General features: G+C 39.5%; 17 protein-coding genes. 4 read left to right on the top strand and 13 right to left on the bottom strand.

The window, feature by feature from the left end:
* Positions 1-9 precede the first annotated feature (9 nt).
* Entirely contained in the window at positions 10-1,881 is a 1,872-nt protein-coding gene (locus PseudUWO311_RS13440) for an NAD(P)H-quinone oxidoreductase subunit F (protein ID WP_142655749.1), read from the top strand.
* 59 nt (positions 1,882-1,940) lie between these two features.
* Positions 1,941-3,455: an NADH-quinone oxidoreductase subunit M gene (locus PseudUWO311_RS13435; protein ID WP_142655748.1), complete on the top strand. Its 1,515-nt coding sequence runs from the start codon at positions 1,941-1,943 to the stop codon at positions 3,453-3,455.
* Positions 3,456-3,499: 44 nt separating this feature from the next.
* On the opposite strand, the gene PseudUWO311_RS13430 is transcribed toward PseudUWO311_RS13435, so the two are convergent.
* The 9 genes from PseudUWO311_RS13430 to PseudUWO311_RS13390 form a co-directional block, all read right to left on the bottom strand.
* Positions 3,500-4,717 (bottom strand): glycosyltransferase family 4 protein, encoded by a 1,218-nt coding sequence (locus tag PseudUWO311_RS13430; protein WP_142655747.1) that lies wholly within the window; start codon positions 4,715-4,717, stop codon positions 3,500-3,502.
* Complete coding sequence (locus PseudUWO311_RS13425; RefSeq protein WP_223807569.1) at positions 4,714-5,574, bottom strand: class I SAM-dependent methyltransferase; 861 nt, start codon at positions 5,572-5,574, stop codon at positions 4,714-4,716. Before PseudUWO311_RS13425 ends, PseudUWO311_RS13430 begins: the two co-directional genes overlap by 4 nt.
* Positions 5,549-6,529: a polysaccharide pyruvyl transferase family protein gene (locus PseudUWO311_RS13420; RefSeq protein WP_142655746.1), complete on the bottom strand. Its 981-nt coding sequence runs from the start codon at positions 6,527-6,529 to the stop codon at positions 5,549-5,551. Before PseudUWO311_RS13420 ends, PseudUWO311_RS13425 begins: the two co-directional genes overlap by 26 nt.
* Entirely contained in the window at positions 6,526-7,068 is a 543-nt protein-coding gene (locus PseudUWO311_RS13415; RefSeq protein WP_142655745.1) for a hypothetical protein, read from the bottom strand. Before PseudUWO311_RS13415 ends, PseudUWO311_RS13420 begins: the two co-directional genes overlap by 4 nt.
* Before the next feature lie 6 nt (positions 7,069-7,074).
* The gene (locus PseudUWO311_RS13410) at positions 7,075-7,752 is read right to left on the bottom strand and encodes a TylF/MycF/NovP-related O-methyltransferase (RefSeq protein WP_142655744.1); all 678 of its coding nucleotides are present in this window, start codon (positions 7,750-7,752) and stop codon (positions 7,075-7,077) included.
* Between the two features lie 36 nt (positions 7,753-7,788).
* Positions 7,789-9,039 (bottom strand): polysaccharide ABC transporter ATP-binding protein, encoded by a 1,251-nt coding sequence (locus tag PseudUWO311_RS13405; protein WP_142655743.1) that lies wholly within the window; start codon positions 9,037-9,039, stop codon positions 7,789-7,791.
* A 149-nt stretch (positions 9,040-9,188) separates the two neighbouring features.
* Positions 9,189-10,157, bottom strand: a complete 969-nt coding sequence (locus PseudUWO311_RS13400) for a glycosyltransferase family 2 protein (RefSeq protein WP_142655742.1) — start codon at positions 10,155-10,157, stop codon at positions 9,189-9,191.
* A 13-nt stretch (positions 10,158-10,170) separates the two neighbouring features.
* Positions 10,171-11,451, bottom strand: coding sequence for an ABC transporter ATP-binding protein (locus PseudUWO311_RS13395; RefSeq protein WP_142655741.1), 1,281 nt, complete (start codon positions 11,449-11,451; stop codon positions 10,171-10,173).
* A gap of 57 nt (positions 11,452-11,508) precedes the next feature.
* Positions 11,509-12,057, bottom strand: a complete 549-nt coding sequence (locus PseudUWO311_RS13390; RefSeq protein WP_142655740.1) for a hypothetical protein — start codon at positions 12,055-12,057, stop codon at positions 11,509-11,511.
* Between the two features lie 148 nt (positions 12,058-12,205).
* Here PseudUWO311_RS13390 and PseudUWO311_RS13385 point away from each other — a divergent pair, with 148 nt between their 5' ends.
* Positions 12,206-13,000: a DevA family ABC transporter ATP-binding protein gene (locus PseudUWO311_RS13385; protein WP_142655739.1), complete on the top strand. Its 795-nt coding sequence runs from the start codon at positions 12,206-12,208 to the stop codon at positions 12,998-13,000.
* Between the two features lie 126 nt (positions 13,001-13,126).
* A complete protein-coding gene (locus PseudUWO311_RS13380) occupies positions 13,127-14,482 on the top strand; it encodes a TldD/PmbA family protein (protein ID WP_142655738.1) in 1,356 nt (451 codons plus the stop codon).
* Between the two features lie 81 nt (positions 14,483-14,563).
* Here the strand turns inward: PseudUWO311_RS13380 and PseudUWO311_RS13375 are convergent, their stop codons facing one another.
* The 4 genes from PseudUWO311_RS13375 to PseudUWO311_RS13355 all read right to left on the bottom strand — a co-directional run bounded on the left by PseudUWO311_RS13375 (position 14,564) and on the right by PseudUWO311_RS13355 (position 17,893).
* Positions 14,564-14,830: a hypothetical protein gene (locus tag PseudUWO311_RS13375; RefSeq protein ID WP_142655737.1), complete on the bottom strand. Its 267-nt coding sequence runs from the start codon at positions 14,828-14,830 to the stop codon at positions 14,564-14,566.
* Positions 14,831-14,959: 129 nt separating this feature from the next.
* Positions 14,960-15,568: a hypothetical protein gene (locus PseudUWO311_RS13365; RefSeq protein WP_142655736.1), complete on the bottom strand. Its 609-nt coding sequence runs from the start codon at positions 15,566-15,568 to the stop codon at positions 14,960-14,962.
* 504 nt (positions 15,569-16,072) lie between these two features.
* The gene (locus PseudUWO311_RS13360; protein WP_142655735.1) at positions 16,073-16,507 is read right to left on the bottom strand and encodes a DUF3592 domain-containing protein; all 435 of its coding nucleotides are present in this window, start codon (positions 16,505-16,507) and stop codon (positions 16,073-16,075) included.
* Positions 16,508-16,693: 186 nt separating this feature from the next.
* On the bottom strand, positions 16,694-17,893 hold the full coding sequence (locus tag PseudUWO311_RS13355) for a lipid-A-disaccharide synthase-related protein (protein ID WP_142655734.1): 1,200 nt from the start codon (positions 17,891-17,893) through the stop codon (positions 16,694-16,696).
* Between the last annotated feature and the right edge of the window lie 233 nt (positions 17,894-18,126).

Here is an 18,126-nt window from a genome sequence, read left to right as displayed (position 1 = left end):
GTAAAATCAATGATCCTAGAAACAGCTTGGTTATTGCCTTGCTATGGTTTGCTGGGCGCAGTGCTGACACTCCCTTGGTCATTAAGGATAGTGCGTCGATCAGGCCCCCGTCCTGCGGCTTACCTAAATATATTGATGACTGTACTAGCACTAGTTCATAGCTGTTGGCTGCTGACATCAATTTGGGGACAACCTTCTCAACAATTTGAATTTATTTGGTTCCAAGCTTTTGATCTAAATCTTGCTTGCGCCTTTGATGTCTCCACGACTAGTGTCGGCGCGGCAGTGATGATTGCCGTGATGAGTCTAATCTCACAGGTCTATGGACTAGGCTCTCTTGAAACTGATTGGGCGATCGCCAGATTTTGCGCCTTAATTGGCTTTTTTGAAGCTGCGATCACAGGGATTGCTTTTAGTGACTCACTATTTTTCAGCTATGCTCTGCTCGAAATGCTCACCCTATCAACTTATTTACTGGTCGGATTTTGGTATGCACAGCCCCTAGTAGTAACTGCCGCTAGAGATGCATTTTGGACAAAGAGAGTCGGCGACTTATTTTTGTTAATGGCTGTAGTTACATTGTCCAATCTTACGGATAGTTTGAATTTTTCCGATCTTAAAACTTGGGCTGGTGCACCACAAACGATCGCCTATTTTGCTGAGAATCAACAATTTGGCACATTATTAGGTCTAGCTCTAATTGCGGGACCACTGGGTAAATGCGCCCAGTTCCCACTGCATCTATGGCTAGATGAGGCAATGGAGGGGCCAAACCCTGCTTCGATTTTGCGAAATTCCGTCGTTGTGGGCGCGGGAGCCTATGTCTTGATTAAGTTTCAGCCCGTACTAACTCTGTTCCCAGTCGCGGCGGAAGTTTCGGTGGTGATTGGCGCAATTACAGCGATCGGTACATCATTAGTCGCGATCGCCCAAATCGATATGAAGCGAGCTTTGTCCCACTCAACCAGTGCTTACCTCGGTCTAGTTTTTATTGCGGTGGGGATGCAACAACCCGATCTAGCATTGGGTTTGCTCTTTAGTCATGGCATCAGCAAAGCACTACTATTCCTCAGCTCAGGCGCTGTGATGATGACCACAATGACTCAAGATCTCACCGAAATGGGCGGCATCAAAACACGAATGCCCGCTAGTCTAGTTGGTTTTACTATTGGTTCATTGGGCTTAGTGGCTTTGATTCCCTTTGGTGGATTTTGGACACTCTTACGCTGGGAAGAAACCTTTTGGAATAGTGATCCTTGGCTAATTGCGATCGCCTTATTAGTCAATAGCATTACTGCCTTTGGCCTCATGCGAATGTTTGCACTCGTATTTCTTGGACCCACTCAGCCCAAAACCCGCCGCGCGCCAGAAGTTGCTTGGCCAGTTGCACTTCCATTAGTCTCTCTAACGATCATTACTTTGCTAGTGCCCATCTTGTTACCATCATGGGAATTCGTAGATATTGACTTAGATACAGTAGATATCTGGGGTACTGTCGTACTTTCTGCTTCTGGGCTTCTAGGTTTTGGATTAGGTGCATATATCTACATCAAACCCTACGAAACTGGTAGCTCAGTACCGATGTTGCCCAAGCCTACTCGTCAGTTATGGAAAGCTGTGCAGGATTTGCTAGCCTATGACCTCTATGTCCAATCCATCTATAAATACACAGTGGTCTTAATTGTGGGCGGTGGTTCTAAATTTTTGGCTTGGATTGATCGCTATTTAGTCGATGGGTCAGTCAACTTTGTTGGCTTTGCCTCAATCTTTAGTGGCGAAAGCTTGAAATATACGGTAACAGGCAGGTTACAGCAGTATGTGCTGACGATCATGATCGGTTTAATTGTGATCGGATTTGCTGCTTTTTATGGTCTGAATTAAATATTCAGTGCCAACGGCACTGAATATTTAATTGTTTTAATTATTATTTTTAATCAAATATGCTTAGTACATTAGTTTGGGGACCGATCGCAGGTACACTACTTATCATTTTAGTGGGAGCAGCCCTCGACTCCCAGCAGCTACGCCGAATATCATTAGGAATTGCGATCGCTACATTTGGATGGTCGATTTTCTTAATCACCAAATTTGATATTAGTCTATCCACAATCCAATTAAGCGAATCCTTAGCTTGGTTAGATCCAATCGGACTAACCTATCGGCTAGGTGTTGATGGTCTATCATTCCCACTAGTTCTAATGAATGGATTATTGCTGATTGTTGCTATCTATATCAGCAATGATGTCCAACGTCCTCGACTCTATTTTCCCCTGCTATTACTGCTTGGGGGAGGTGTCAATGGAGCATTTCTTTCTCAAAATTTACTCCTTTTCTTCCTGTTCTTTGAAGTTGAACTAATCCCTCTCTACTTACTAATCGCGATTTGGGGCGGAGAAAAACGTGGCTATGCGGCTACTAAGTTTTTAATTTATACTGCCATCTCAGGTGTGCTGATCTTAGCGGCTTTCTTTGGCATGGCGTTTTTGGGCAGTAGTGATATTGCCTTTACCTTTAACTATCAAGACTTAAATCTTGAAGGCGTATCGAAAACCACCAAAGGAATTTTGCTAATTCTGCTACTCCTTGGTTTTGGTATCAAAATTCCAATCGTGCCATTGCATACATGGCTACCCGATGCTCACGTTGAAGCCTCAACCCCAGTTTCTACGTTACTCGCAGGAGTTCTGCTGAAACTAGGAACTTATGGTCTATTGCGATTTGGACTGGGGTTACTGCCCGAGGCATGGCAAGCGATCGCCCCATTTCTGGCTGGTTGGGCTGTGGTCAGTGTCATTTATGGATGTCTTACCGCAATCGCTCAAACTGACATGAAGAAAATGGTTGCCTATAGTTCTGTAGGACATATGGGTTATATCCTACTCGCCTTAGCCGCTGCTACGCCCTTGTCACTTGTAGGTGCTACTTTTCAGATGGTTAGTCATGGGCTCATCTCGGCACTACTATTTATTCTGGTGGGTATTGTTTACAAGAAAACAGGAACCCGAGATATCAACTCCCTCAATGGTTTGCTCAATCCTGAACGTGGTTTACCAATTACAGGTTCGCTGATGATTTTGGCAGCCATGGCAAGCGCAGGTACACCAGGAATGATTGGGTTTATTGCTGAATTTGTGATTTTCCGTAGCAGTTTTGCGGTGTTCCCAATCCAAACGCTTCTCTGTATGATTGGGACTGGATTAACTGCGGTCTATTTCCTCATCATGATTGATCGCGTGTTTTTCGGACGGCTTGCTGTCGAAAAAGCTGCCAGTCAACCACCGATCAGTAATTTTCCCTTTGCGAAATGGCAAGAAAAATTTCCTGCGATCGCTCTCGCGCTGATCATCGTGTTTTTTGGACTAGTTCCCAACTTTGCCACCAAAATGATCGAGAGTTCCGCCGATGCGATCGCGCCAAATCACACTAAGCCAAGTCATATTGCTCTGATAGAATAGTCCAGTAAGAGGCGGTGCAAAGCACCGCCTCTTACTTTTGTGATTTAAAGCAAAATCTCTTTGTAAAGTTTGATATAACGCTCTGCTTGCAATTCTAAAGGATATTCTGCAAGGGCGATCGCACGGCAATTGTCGCTCATGGTTTGCCGTAGTTGATCATCTTCTAGTAACGTCACAATGCCATTACAAAAATCCTTGGCATCTTCTGTCTTTGCTAAATAACCCGTGACCATCGGCCTTACTAGGTCTGGAACACCGCCAATATCAAAGGAAACCATTGGTGTTCCACAAGCCATACTTTCTTGTAATACCAAAGGTAAATTATCAGCACGGGTAGGGAAAATAAACAGGTCAGCTGCCGAATAAGCAATAGACTTTAAGCGATCGCTGCTAATATATCCCAAGCCAATAGTTGGTATTCCCAATTCAGCAGTAATCGCTTCACTGCCATTGCCAAAAGTCAGGAGTAGTACCTCTGCTTTAAGAGATTTCGGTAATTGCCGTAAAGCATTTAATAATAAATCCCCACCTTTTCGTTTATCTTTAAGACTTTCTGCACCGAATAGAAGCACTCTTTTATCTTGAGGAATACCTAAAACAGCCTTACATAAATGTCGATCTAATGGTTGATATGCATTTGTATCAATACCATTAGGAATGTGGTGGATAGAAAAGCAACTGAGCATACTTGCTTTAGCTTGTTCAGTTAGCCAATGGCTGAGAGTAACGATAGTTAGATTTGATTTACTGTAAATCCAATTTTTGAGTTTCCACTCAATGAGAGTACTATCATGACAAATGGCAGGATAGGTGTCAGGATAAGGACATTTCCCACAGCCAATTTTCCAGCGATCGCAGTCATAGCTATAAGCACAATGTCCAGTAAAGCTCCACATATCGTGGAGAGTAAAGATTGCAGGTTTTGTTTTAGTTAATTTTGAAACAGCTAAATAGTTAAAGTAGCCTGCATGTAAATTATGAAAGTTTAGAATATCTGCATCTTGATAAAATTTGTGATTAGGAATATCAAAACTGCTAAGAAGATTGATGTAGTTAAGCCCAGAATACCTCGTAAAACGATTGAGTAGATTTTCAGTACGTGGTTTACGAGGAACAGCCACTATGCGATCGCTATCAGTCTTAACAATTCCCACCAACATCTTAGAATCAATCCCTTGTCCTAATAATCCTTGATGAAGACGATATCCTGCGATCGCAGCACCACCCGAGGTATCAGATTGATTTATATGTAAAATTTTCATAAGACTAGTTTTATAGATTCCATATACAGAGAATCTGGCTTATAAACAGAACCATCAGGCTCTGTATCTAAATTAAAGCTAGTCCATTCAGGGATATAGCTTTCATGAGCAGTTCGTTTTGTGATTTCTTGTAATCCGCATTTTTTTAACAAACAAGATAAAGAATAATGATCGTACATCCACTGATGAACCTCTCCACTTTGTCTAAACTGCCCTATTTCTAGCGCATCTAGTTCTGTTTGACTAAGGATAAGATTGAGAACTGCCTGACGGCGGTAATTAGAATATCGCAATAGTCGATAAATATGCTTAAGGAACTTTTTAAAATTATTTTCAGGCTTATTTTTTAAAAAAGACTGTTTTTGAGAATTATTTATAAAGTTGTCAATTTCAACTCCGCAGCGTTTGATCACAAATTCTCGGTTAGAGATGTTTTGTTTGGATAGAAAATTGAGCATTTCTCCACCAGATTTATTTCTCACTGTTTGGTCATACATTTCTAATAATATCCACTGATAGTTTTGCTCCCATTCTTCAGGATTAATACTGGCATTTTCTAGGCAATGCAAATACATTCTGGCTATTTGCTCAAGATCTGGAACTACTACTCTTAAGATTCCTTGAGGACGTAGCACACGATAGCATTCTCTAATAAATGTTACTGCGTCTAGCTTAGGGAAATGCTCTAACACATGGGAGTGATAGACTACATCAAAGGAATTATCAGCAAAGGGAATTCCTTGTTTTAAGTCGTGCGCTATAACATCTTTTCCTGTAGATATAAAATTTATGTTTTTCCAAGAGCTATGAAAATGCTCTCCACAACCGAGATTAAGATATTGAATCGTGTTTAGCATTGAATTGGCTTTTCCATTTATTAATTAGTTTTACGTCCAGATTAATTTTTGTAATTAATGGTTTTTCTATCCATTGCTTTATATAGTCAAAATTATTCCTTTGTGCTGTAGTTATGCCAGTATCAATAGCTATCTCTTTAGCTCGATTATCAACCTCAAGAATTAGCGATCTTTTTCGCGCCAAAAGACATCTAATACCGCCATGTAATCTTGTGCCAATATAGTCAAATTGAATTCCTGATTTTATAAAATCATCTAATGATTCTAGAGAGTGTTTAAGTATCACTACTGGCAAGTTGAAATTACGTATATATTCCAAGTCATTTCTACCTTGTGGCCATGCAAAAACGGTTTTATATTGGCTTACCAATACTTCAATCAGTTTTTTGTCTAAATCAATATCTTGGTAATAGTCAGTAAGCATCAAAAGTACATTTTCAGCTTTTGACGATGCAATTTCATCAGGTTTGAGCTCTGCTAATGGCCACATAGTTGGACATCCAGTATTTAAAACATTTTTAATCCCTATGGATTCTAGCTTTAGTTTAGTATAGTTATCCCTAACTGAATGTAATACTTTATTAGATAAAGCACATCTTAAAATAGTCTTTGTATATAGATTAGGATTTTCTTGGTATTGCCACCACCCAACTCCTAACAAAATTGCATTACTTATCCTGAAAGAATTAAATAGAGATATTTTCCACTGTCTATATTCATTCATCTTTGAAGAAAGTAGATTGGTTCCACCAACAAAAATAAGTGAGCAATTGTGAAATGTTCTAATCTGCTCTTGTTTTAAATAAGTTTGAGTTGAAATTCTTTTTATCTCACACTCATTAAATATGCTAATCAATTCTCGATTAACAGCTTCTTGAATAATTAAATCACCAAGATTTGAACTTGATGAATAATCATTGTTTTCAATACTTGGATCAAATAAGCAGATTTTCATACGTTTTTTTGGTCAAAAACAAAAATTGTATTGCCGTTTACATCATCAATATTTACTAAGTTGTATTTGCTGGAGAACAAGTATAGTATTTCAAAAATAGATTTGTGACTTATCCAGTTTAAAGAGATTCTGCCATTTAGGTTGCTAAACTTTTCTAAGGTACAGTACGACAATATAATTTTTTTGAAATTCCTATTGATTAGCTGACAAATGAAATTATTTACATCTTCTACGTACTCTAAAACCCCACTTAGAAATGCTATCTCAGCATTGATTTCTGGAATTAAATCCACGTTCAAATTTATAACTAGCGTACGACTATCTCTTGAAATATAATCAATAGGTAGATAACTATTTTCTGGTTTTAAAAGTGGCTCCAACCACATCAAGCCACAACCAAAATCAGCCACTGTGCCAGAGATATTAATATAGGATGCCATTACAGCAATTCTATTTTTCCATACCTCATCAAATTCTGATTCAGAGTACCACAATACTTTTTTGGGTTTATTCCATTTGAACAGCCATTTTCTCTGCATTAATGATTACCGATTTGAGGTCTTACCTTTATACCAAAAAAGTTGATCGCCAGACACACGTTCGACAAGTGGTTTAATGTCATACTCTTGACAAAAATCGTAAAAAGCCTCTCTGCTTCCTTCCCAATAGCCGAAGTCATCAAGAACAATTACTCCACCTTCAGGAATGAGATGATAAAAAGTTTTTAGTACAAGTAGTACTGATTCATACCAATCTGCATCACAATGTAGGAAAGCAACTTTTTTAGGTTTTTTTTCGGCGAAAGATTCCTGAAATAAACCTTTATGTATAGTAACTTGGCTTAGGTCTGTGTTAACTAATTTAAGGATTTCATAAACATCCTCTTCTGATGCTATACCTTCTCCAACATACTCTTTAGCTTTTTCGCCATCTTTAATAGATGTTTCAGGCATTCCCTCAAAACTGTCATAAAGCCAAAGATGTCTATCTCTACCTAAATATCGTGAAATGACAGCAGCAGAGCCACCTTTGTATGTGCCACATTCAACCAAGTCACCCTGAATATTTTGGGAATTGATATAATACCCAAGTTTCATTAAGTTCTTAAGTTTCTCTGAGCCACAAAATGTATATGGTTTAACTTGATTAAGTATAAAGTCGTCTTTATTAAGGAAAAATCTTTTCTTAATTTCTTTTAAATTGGTAGAAATGTTACTAAACATATTTGTTCTTGTATTTCTCTTAATGCTAATAATAAATCATTGCCATAGAAGAATTCCTGGTCCACATACTCCTTTCCAATCGCTATCGATTGTCTGATTTGATCTTTTTCCAGTAAATTCAACTTCAAAATTTAAAGCATCTATAATATTGTCAAACTCCTCATAGTTTCTTTGAGCTAGGCATAGATCAACATGATACTTACCTGATCCTAGTCCATAGGCAGGAATTATGCAATTTCGATTAGCATTTGTACTTCCAATCTGTTCTTCTTTGTGTTCTCTAAATTCATCGCTAGAGTGATGTACCCATATTCCTTGTTGATTACGAATAACTATACCGACCAAAAATTCATTGTTTTCGCAGTTTTCTAGTTTAACTTGAATAGTGATTGGCTGATCAATGGCAAATTTTTTACTAGCTTGATTAATTGACTGAGAAGCACAAACTTTTTTAATGTAGGGAGTCTCTTTATGTTGCTTAGCGAAATAACTCAGATTATCTGCTGTGTTTAAATCTAAATAAAAACTGATGGTTTTCTCTATACTATCATTCCCTAACAGTTTACCCTTCTTTAGATATAATCCTTTTTTGCATAAAGTTCTAATCGCGCCTAAATTATGACTGACAAACAAAACAGTTCTACCTTCTTTTTCCACATCTTCCATCTTGCCTAAACACTTCTCCTGAAACTGAGCATCTCCTACGGCTAATACTTCATCAACAATCAAAATCTCTGGTTCTAGATGCGCTGCTACCGCAAACGCTAAGCGGACATACATTCCTGAGGAATAACGCTTAACTGGTGTATCTAAAAACTTTTCTACTTCCGCAAAGGAAACTATTTCGTCAAATTTTTTCTTGATTTCAGATCTATCCATTCCCAAGATTGCGCCGTTGAGATATATATTTTCTCGACCTGTTAATTCGGGATGAAAGCCAGTACCAACCTCTAAAAGACTAGCAACTCGACCTTTGATGGAGATCCTGCCAGAGGTGGGTTCGGTAATGCGGCTGAGGATTTTGAGGAGGGTGGATTTGCCTGCGCCGTTGCGTCCGATGATGCCAACGCGATCGCCTTGCTTAATTTCAAATGACACATCCTTGAGTGCCCAAAGCTCTTCACTACGATCATCAAGGGTTGCTTGGCGATCGCTGGTCAATCCTTGCCATAGAGACTTTGCCCCATTAGAGAGCACATCGCGGAAAGACGTATGACGTTCTTGCTTTTGGTGACCAATAATGTACTTTTTACTTAAATTTTCGACCCGAATTACTATGTCAGACATTTTTGCGTCCTTAAATCGTATTGCCAAGAATTACTGATAATATCATCACTCTGAAAATCATGTAGATAGTTATCTTGTGATATAGATCTGCTTTAGATCTTTAGGTGCCTTTGTTAGATCATTTATGGAACTGGCGCATATTCCCTGTCTTATAAACTTTTCAAGGATTTTAATTTGCTTTTAAAAAATTTTAATTTGTTGATCAATTTACCTCTCAATGTCTTGTTTTTTAAAGCTAATTCCCTCATCTCCTTACCACCAAATACATGATCAAATGTATATTCGTCAGCAGTGCGATCGCGCACAGTGAAGGATGGATGCTTAATTTGACCAATATCTTCAATAGGTAAATTCGCCAATTTTGACTCCTTGGTTAGATTTGTACCATCACTCCTAAATCCAAGATTTGAAATGAGATTAACATTCGGAAGAGTCGTTAATCCATGATTCTGCCAACATGTAAATGCCCAAGTGTAGTCCCAATTGGGATACTTAGATTCACAGATTAAATTATATAGATTTCCAAAAATTTCTGTCCAGTATTGAATTTCTAATTCACTATCTAAAACACCTCTCAAATATCTGCCATCGTTGAATTTTAGCCAATTTGTATATTTGCGATCATACTTCTGCCAACATCTGCGCCAAGTAGCCCAGCCCCAGCAATGAGCATAATTTGAGAAATAATAACTACCATCTCCTCTCCATTGACCATCTTGGAAGTTATCACCACTTATGCACCAAATCCTATTGTCTTCCCGATAATAAGCTAGTAGCTCTTGGCAATAGCTAAAAAATGAAGGATGGGGAAGACAATCATCCTCTAAAATTATCGCTTCTGATACTTGCTCAAATACCCAATCTATTCCACTACTGACTCGTTTTCTAGATCCAAGATTAACTTCAGAATAATTACGAAATACTTCACAATCCCAGTCAATTAGCTCAATTACAGAACGAGACTGCTGACAAAGGATTAATTCAGTCTCATTACGTGTGCCATCAGCAATCACAAATAGTTGTTTAGGCTGTGCTTGTCGAATTGCATCAAATACAATTTGTGTCAGATCTGGACGATTGAAGATAATAAAAACTACTGGAGTATTTAGGCTAGTCATAGTAACAAAAAATTTACGTTACGCTCCAAGAAGCACGGGTTAACACTTTACAATGAGATGGCAAGCCAATACTGCCCGTCCCGAAAAAATCGCCACCTTCAACCACTAATGCCGCAACGTTTTTAATAGAATCTAGAATCTCTACTTCCGCATGTGAGAGAAAAAGCTGAATACTATATACTCCTGTAGCTATATTGAGATCTTTGATCTCACATTCGATTCTGCAAGTTTTGTTATGCAAATTAAAATTTTGATTGGTGAAATTCGATCTAACTAGAAAGAAAACATCTCCTTTAGAGTCGAGTATATCTATACTGCATACTACATTATCTAGCTTCTCAATTGAGTTGCTTTTTTCAACTTCCACAACAAAAATATAGTCTTCCCCAGAGCTTAATATCTCTTGTCTTTTTCCTGCATGGTTAGTTATAAAAAAATCAATGATTTTTACCTTGCCAGTACCTTTCCGATCTTTTCTATCTTTCAGGTTTAATGATTTAATCTGATTCTGACTTTCATCTAAATATTTTTCAATAACTTGCTCTGTACATCCTTGAAGTTGGATTTCTCCCAACTGTAAATAAATCCCCATAGAACATAAGTTTTGAACAGTTGATAAATTATGACTAACAAACAGAACTGTTCGTCCTTCTTTCTCTGCGACATCTTCCATCTTGCCTAAACACTTCTTTTGAAACTGAGCATCTCCTACTGCTAATACCTCATCAACAATTAAAATCTCTGGCTCTAAATGCGCTGCTACCGCAAACGCTAAGCGGACATACATTCCTGAAGAATAACGCTTAACTGGTGTATCTAAAAACTTTTCCACTTCCGCAAAAGCAACTATTTCGTCAAATTTTTTCTTAATTTCGGATCTATCCATTCCCAAAATTGCACCGTTGAGATATATATTCTCTCGACCTGTTAATTCGGGATGAAAACCAGTACCAACCTCTAAAAGACTAGCAACTCGACCTTTGATGGAGATCCTGCCAGAGGTGGGTTCGGTGATACGACTGAGGATTTTGAGAAGAGTGGATTTACCTGCACCATTGCGTCCGATGATGCCAACGCGATCGCCTTGCTTAATTTCAAAGGACACATCCTTGAGTGCCCAGAACTCTTCACTGCGATCGTCAAGGTTTGCTTTGCGATCGCTGGTCAGTCCTTGCCATAGAGACTTTGCCCGATTAGTGATCACATCGCGGAAAGACGAATGGCGTTCTTGCTTTTGGTGACCAATAATGTACTTTTTACTTAAATTTTCGACCCGAATTACGACATCAGACATTTTTAAGTTCTTAAATGGTATCGGTAAGAAGTGCTAGTAGTATCATCGATCTGAAAATTATTCTGATTGGTCAGATTTGACGAGTTTTAAAATTGAGGTTCTGAGATTGTGGATAGCTTGGGTATTTTCTTCGTCAGATGTATAGGTATCGTCGTGGGATTCTTCATGAGCTTCTTGATCTTGATTCTCTGATTTTTGTGATAGGCGATCGCATAGATCGTCAAGATGTGATGCCAATGTGACTGGTCTATGAGGAGCAACCAAGTCAAGGTTGGGATGAGTGGGTAAATCACTACAGGGGCAACAAACGGGAACTCTCGGACCGATGTCGATGGATGGTACAAGCAAGTTGCAACGGGCACAAGCAACAATTTCCCATTTATTGCTGAGTAATTCACTAACGGTTTGATCAGTACCACTTAAATAGGCTTCTTGGGCTTTAGTAGTGCTAATTTCATCCCAAAGTTGGTTAAATGAAGGTGAGTATTTTTCCCCTTGCAAAATCTTATAGATCCGAACTTGTTCACCTTGAGTAGACAAGCTTACGGTTTTGCCCATTTGCATCCATTGTGCGACATAATTTTTGACTAAGGTTCGTGATGCCATAATTTTAGAACCTTTAATAAATAATTAAGTAGATTTGAGTACACAGGTAATAAATGCACCTGCCATAATTAATATAGTCTGAGAGCTTCATTGATAGTTTGAATAAATCTTATAATTTTTTATTTATTTTGCTCACAGGACATAGCTTATGCTCGATACCTACCTAGATCCTACGACACAGTCTTTATCCGCTAACTTCGAGCCATCAGTCCAAATCCGCAATTTAAATTTTCATTACGGAGAAGGAGATTTATTTAAGCAAGTTTTATTTGACATCAATCTAGAGATCTACCCTGGGCAAATTGTGATCCTGACGGGACCCTCGGGTTCAGGTAAAACTACGCTCCTAACTTTAATTGGAGCTTTACGGACAATCCAAGATGGTAGTCTGAAAGTTTTGGGTCAGGAACTAAAAGGGCTAAATCCTAAAAAATTGGTGCAAATACGTAAAAATATTGGCTTTATATTTCAGGCGCATAACCTCTTTCATTCTTTGACGGCTAGACAAAATGTGATGATGTCCACGGATCTATTTACCCATAAGGCTGGTAATGCGATCGCAACGAATAAATCTGCGGAAATTTTGACTCAGCTTGGATTGGGTGAGAGGATTGACTATAAGCCCCATGCTTTGTCGGGTGGACAAAAACAACGGGTAGCGATCGCAAGGGCTTTGGTCAATCGTCCGAATTTAATCCTTGCCGATGAGCCAACGGCGGCGCTAGATAAAAAATCTGGGCGCGATGTGGTGACTTTGATGCAAAAAATGGCTAAGGAGGAAAACATCACTATTTTGATGGTGACCCATGACAATCGTATTCTTGATGTTGCCGATCGCATTATTAACTTGGTGGATGGCAATTTAGAATCTGACAATGTGATGAATGATTTTCTGGCGAATCGCGATGCTTCAGGTGTTGATTCGCGTACATTTATGCTGTAGATAAGTATGGTTGGCACTTTGCGCCGCCTATACTTAATCTACAGAAAATTTTTGAAAGCGCCGCTTTGCGGCGCTTTCAAAAATTTTCTGTAGGCTGTAATTAATTTATTTGGAGTTAATTTTTTGATGAGCAGACATCTAGAAGAACAGTCTCTAGAAAAAGCATTTTATCAACTCGCCGATCGCTTGATTGATAGTCTGCATCATGGTGAACATTTAACGATTAACTTAGAGAGTGAGCGTAGTCAATTCACCAGATTTAACCATGCTAAAGTCCGACAGTCAGGAGTGGTCGCTGATGGGAATGTGACTATTTTGCTAATTTATAATCAGCGAGAAGCTTTTGCGAAGTTTCCGTTTACAGGCGATCGCGAAGTTGATATGGCTTATGCGATCGCTAATCTTGAATATCTCAGGCAAGAAGTGGCACAAATTCCTGAAAATCCTTATCTTGTCCTTCCTGAGAACCAAGGCTCCAGCCGCGAGGTTTATCAAGGAAATTTGTTGAATCCAGAAGATGCGATCGCTACAATTCTCGCGCCAGTGAATAATGTTGATTTTACAGGCTTCTATGCTTCAGGTTCGGTAATTCGCGCTAATGCGAACTCCGCAGGTCAAAGACATTGGTTTGCGACGGATTCATTTTTTGTTGATTATTCAATGTTTGTCCAGACGGATTCAGGCGAAAAAGCGGTTAAGGGTATTTATGCTGGCAAAGATTGGGAAGCAGAGGCTTATAACTTACAGATTAATCGCTCTCAGCAACAATTAGTAGCCTTACAAAAGCCAAGTAAAACTTTAGAGCGTGGTCAGTACCGTACTTACTTTGCACCTGCGGCTTCATCGGAGCTATTGGGCTTTTTGGCATGGAGTGCGGGAGAATCAGGTTTGCAGCAGAGTAGTAGCGCTCTATTGAAATTAAAAAATCAAGAGAAAACTCTTTCGCCATTGCTATCTATTAGTGAAAACTTCACCTATGGGAATGTGCCTCGTTTTAACGATTTAGGAGAAATTGCTCCAGAATATTTATCTATTATTGCTGAAGGGAAACTGGTTAACACATTGGTGAGTTCTCGCAGTGCGAAGGAATATAGCAAGGTTGCCAATGGTGCGGATGAAGGTGAGTCGATGCGATCGCCTGAAGTTGCCGCAGGAAGTTTAGCCGAGTCCGACATTCTCAAACAGTTAGATACGGGACTCTATCTATCAAATTTGCATTATCTCAATTGGAGCGATCGCAGTGGCGGTAGAATTACTGGGATGACTCGCTATGCTTGTTTCTGGGTTGAGAATGGTGAGTTTATCGCTCCAATTGAGAATCTACGTTTTGATGATAGTATCTATGACTTTCTCGGTGAAAATCTCGAAGCTTTTACAGATTTTCGTGAATTTATTCCTAACACTGGAACCTATGAAACGCGATCGCTTGGCGGTATTCTCGTTCCAGGAATGTTAGTCAAAGACTTTACATTCACTCTCTAAAAAACCACGACAACAATCGACTTATCGGTTTGGCTTAGCAATGCAGTTGAGCTGACAAATATAACCTTTGGATTTTAAAGATTATATTTGAGAGGTCGGCTCCAAAGCATTGTTAGGTTTCTGCCTTTGGGCAATTTGCATGAGCAGCCGAAGTGCTTCGTTAACGGCTTCACTAGTTGGAAATGCTTGAGCAACATCAGGATCAAGTAATACTATGTTTGTTCCTGTTCTGTAGCGTTCGACATATTTCCCTCTAACACCGCCCTTCATCCTGCTAAAGTCGTACTCAGGACGTAAATCGTCTTCTAGGTCTTGATTATTCTCCATCTTCGTAAAACCTTTGCTCATTTCGGGTTGCCTCTCGTGCACTGATTATCCGAACTCGATCTGCTCGAATTGTAACTGACTAGAAACTGCTCTACATAGATTGCTTTCGTTAAAACAAAAATAAGGTGTGTTCTATTTCATAAAAGAACTCTAAGGGATAGGTGATCGCACAGGGCGAATGTAACCGAGAGCCCAAACAGCCTGACAAAATGACATTAGCCAAAGAGAAGTGGAACTTCCATCATTTTGCTCATATAACCAATAACGAAATATTCCGTCGCAAATATTATCGATTTCCTCAAATGGTAAGCGGGAAAGTTCATTGCCAAGTTCTAGATCAGGAATTTTAATTATCAATTCATGATCGTTTGGAATTAAATGACTGTTCCTCAGAAAGAAAAGCCCTTTTACTATTCTCTTTAGTACACCTTCTATTCTATGCCATTCTAGCTTTGTTGCTGGTTTAATCCCTAGAAATATTCCGCCCTCTGAATAAGCCTCTACATCTTCTAGGCTATTCACAACCCTATTTTTGTAATGTTTTGACTCAAGTCTTCTTATTGAAGAAAAAATACTATCAACTGCCTTGTCACATGATGGATGTTTTTCTGCCCCTTCAGCAGACCAAACAAATCTCCTAAATTCCTCATCATCTTTCGACCAACCTTTTCGGCATGATTCACAGCAATCAACTTTTATAAGACTAGTAGTCCGTGGTTTAGGAAAAATGCACTGAGGTGGAATGTGATCTTCTGTCACTAAACCTACACTACCTCAGTAACCACACATACCAGATTTCATTGAACCTCATGCCAAACAATAATGTTCTACTTGAAATACTAACTAATAATTATCCAGAAAGTTTCTGTATAGTTACCATAATTAAGGTAATTATACAGAAACTTTCTGGACAACACAAATATTTTGCGTAATACATGAAACTTAACCAAGTAGGATTTCATATAGGTAAGTTATATAAAAAAATGCAATTAATCCGACATAACAGAAGTTAAAAACTTCTAGATTTATGTTACCAATCCGCGTTAAACACTACTTCCTTAACGCTAGAACCTGTAAAATCCACGCTCAGAGAGGATTTTACAGATTAACAAGACTTTGCCAATATTTGCGCGATCGCATCGGCTAATCTGTCAAAACCACCTTTTGCTCCAACTCGTTCCAACCCGCTCAATGGAAGAGTTACGCAACACGCTCAAACATCCCAAAAATCATCTAAACAGAGGATTTACGGATTCAGGATATTTAGCCAAGCAACATCGTCGCGCCGCCTATTAACAAAAACGACGCACAAAAAAGCAAAAAGAAATGTCGCCACAAAGGCACATGTCTGTTGAGTACAGCCTCTTCTGGTTTCACTGGATCGTAGTAGATAGTTACAGTCTTGCCAACAGCATAGGGAGAAAGATGCTTCATAGCATCTCGTTTAGTACTTCCGTTAACGGCGTAAAAGTAGAGTCGCTCGCTCGCGTAGCGCTTTCTCTGCACAGTATACTCATAGCGAACATGAGGATACCAACCATCAGAGTCTTCTTCAATGTTGCTTTCCAAAATCTCTCCCGTTGTCGTGTACCAATGCTTTGACATGTGCTGTTGCCTCAATGTCCAGAGCAGGTAGAAGGCGGAACCTAGTCCGATGACAATGCAGATGAGACCAGCGATTTGAGGACTGAGTTGCATAGGTGTCGGGTAGTTCGCGATAAGTGTTATAACGCCTAACTAGTAATCATACTGAAGCTTTTAGCATGACAACCTAAATTATGGCAACTATGGAAAAACTTTCTGAATAATACAACTATTGCGCCTAATATGCAGAATTTGTCTGGTTAAGATCCTGTAAAGGTGAGTTATACAGACAAATATAGGTTAAAAAGACTTTGCCAATATTTGCGCGATCGCATCAGCTAATCTCTCAGAACCACCTTTTGCGCCAACCCGTTCCATTCCATTTTGTTTACAACGTTCCAAATAATCGCGATCGCTGAGAGTTCGTTTCACGCATTGCGCCGCTTTTTGCAAGAGTTGGGGAGTAGCTGGTTCCTTCCCAATCGTTTGAACTGATAAACCTAGCAAACGTTCCTGTGCATTCGCAAAGCGATAGGAAAATTGAGGACCATTGCCCATGATTTGAATCACAGGTTTTCCCAAGCCGACCATCTGCTCGACAGCAGTTCCCGCCATACCGATCGCCAAATCACAATGATGCAGAATATCTGCAAAAGCATCACTGAAGCAAAGAACATAGATATTTGATTTTGCATGATACATTTTGCCATCGGCATATTCCCAGCCAGCTTGAGCAGCCAATTCAGGCAATTTGGGTGTCAGGCTCGGTACGATCGCAGCTCGGAATTGCACAGGATTGGGAGCAAATTCTTGAGCGATCGCTACACATAATCGCAACTGTAATACGAGATTTTCGGCAGCTTCAGGTAGCCGACTTCCAGAGAGTAAGGCGATCGCAGGCACATCAGGACTCAAAGCCAAATCTTTGCCTGACGGTTCCAATACATCCATAATTGGATAACCAACAAAGCTCGTATTCTGATAGCCTCTTTTTCTAATCAGTTCCGCACTATAAGCATCGCGGGTCAAAATCTGGCGACATCGTGGCGATCGCATCATTAGTGCTTGCAGCCAGCGAGGAACATAACGGTTTTCGTAAAATGCTGATGATGACACTAAAAATAAGGCATAGGGCAACCCCGTTAAATACGCAAATAGCGCAGGCACTACATCACCTGTCGCAAACACAAAATCACAAGTTTTGCCACATTCTCTCGCCGCCTTAATTTGTTGCCAAGTCAGATTAATCAATCCAGATTGAAAATCTGCAATCTGCTTCTGCACACTCATATAGGCAAATCCCCCCGATGGCAAGATCTTGGTCTGAGTAGCGATCGCTACACCAGCCCGACGATAGGCATTCCCTTCACCAACAATCGGCAATGCGATCGTCTCTATCTCAGGATATTTGTGCCGTAAAGCTTTGAGAACTTCACAAGCATTTAGGTCTTCACCGTGACCGTTACTAATAAATAAAACTCGTTTGGGGATTGAAGTCACGATGATAAAGCTAATAACTGATAGCTAAAAATTATCGCATTTTCTTTAACTAAGTAGCTACGCATAAATAAACTTATGAGGATATCCCGCGTAGCGGGATATCCTCATAAGGAATGAAAAACAAATAACTTGTGCAAATTAGGATAATCTCAGATAAAGAAAGAAAAGGAATAATTTTGGGTTATTACAGCGAAGAACTTGAGACGGAGATGTTGAAATTTTACGGTTCACTG

Origin of the sequence: Pseudanabaena sp. UWO311 (genome assembly GCF_006937785.1) — a bacterium.
In the GTDB taxonomy this organism is placed as follows: Bacteria; Cyanobacteriota; Cyanobacteriia; order Pseudanabaenales; family Pseudanabaenaceae; genus Pseudanabaena.
The sequence above is the reverse complement of the archived record's forward strand: the minus strand, read 5'-3'. Positions and strand labels throughout refer to the sequence as shown.

What these genes read in the sequence shown, in the direction of transcription:
- PseudUWO311_RS13440 (WP_142655749.1), top strand. Translation starts at nt 10, where the DNA reads ATGATCCTAGAAACAGCTTGGTTATTGCCTTGCTATGGTTTGCTGGGC.
- PseudUWO311_RS13435 (WP_142655748.1), top strand. Translation starts at nt 1,941, where the DNA reads ATGCTTAGTACATTAGTTTGGGGACCGATCGCAGGTACACTACTTATC.
- PseudUWO311_RS13430 (WP_142655747.1), bottom strand. Translation starts at nt 4,717, where the DNA reads ATGAAAATTTTACATATAAATCAATCTGATACCTCGGGTGGTGCTGCG.
- PseudUWO311_RS13425 (WP_223807569.1), bottom strand. Translation starts at nt 5,574, where the DNA reads ATGCTAAACACGATTCAATATCTTAATCTCGGTTGTGGAGAGCATTTT.
- PseudUWO311_RS13420 (WP_142655746.1), bottom strand. Translation starts at nt 6,529, where the DNA reads ATGAAAATCTGCTTATTTGATCCAAGTATTGAAAACAATGATTATTCA.
- PseudUWO311_RS13415 (WP_142655745.1), bottom strand. Translation starts at nt 7,068, where the DNA reads ATGCAGAGAAAATGGCTGTTCAAATGGAATAAACCCAAAAAAGTATTG.
- PseudUWO311_RS13410 (WP_142655744.1), bottom strand. Translation starts at nt 7,752, where the DNA reads ATGTTTAGTAACATTTCTACCAATTTAAAAGAAATTAAGAAAAGATTT.
- PseudUWO311_RS13405 (WP_142655743.1), bottom strand. Translation starts at nt 9,039, where the DNA reads ATGTCTGACATAGTAATTCGGGTCGAAAATTTAAGTAAAAAGTACATT.
- PseudUWO311_RS13400 (WP_142655742.1), bottom strand. Translation starts at nt 10,157, where the DNA reads ATGACTAGCCTAAATACTCCAGTAGTTTTTATTATCTTCAATCGTCCA.
- PseudUWO311_RS13395 (WP_142655741.1), bottom strand. Translation starts at nt 11,451, where the DNA reads ATGTCTGATGTCGTAATTCGGGTCGAAAATTTAAGTAAAAAGTACATT.
- PseudUWO311_RS13390 (WP_142655740.1), bottom strand. Translation starts at nt 12,057, where the DNA reads ATGGCATCACGAACCTTAGTCAAAAATTATGTCGCACAATGGATGCAA.
- PseudUWO311_RS13385 (WP_142655739.1), top strand. Translation starts at nt 12,206, where the DNA reads ATGCTCGATACCTACCTAGATCCTACGACACAGTCTTTATCCGCTAAC.
- PseudUWO311_RS13380 (WP_142655738.1), top strand. Translation starts at nt 13,127, where the DNA reads ATGAGCAGACATCTAGAAGAACAGTCTCTAGAAAAAGCATTTTATCAA.
- PseudUWO311_RS13375 (WP_142655737.1), bottom strand. Translation starts at nt 14,830, where the DNA reads ATGAGCAAAGGTTTTACGAAGATGGAGAATAATCAAGACCTAGAAGAC.
- PseudUWO311_RS13360 (WP_142655735.1), bottom strand. Translation starts at nt 16,507, where the DNA reads ATGCAACTCAGTCCTCAAATCGCTGGTCTCATCTGCATTGTCATCGGA.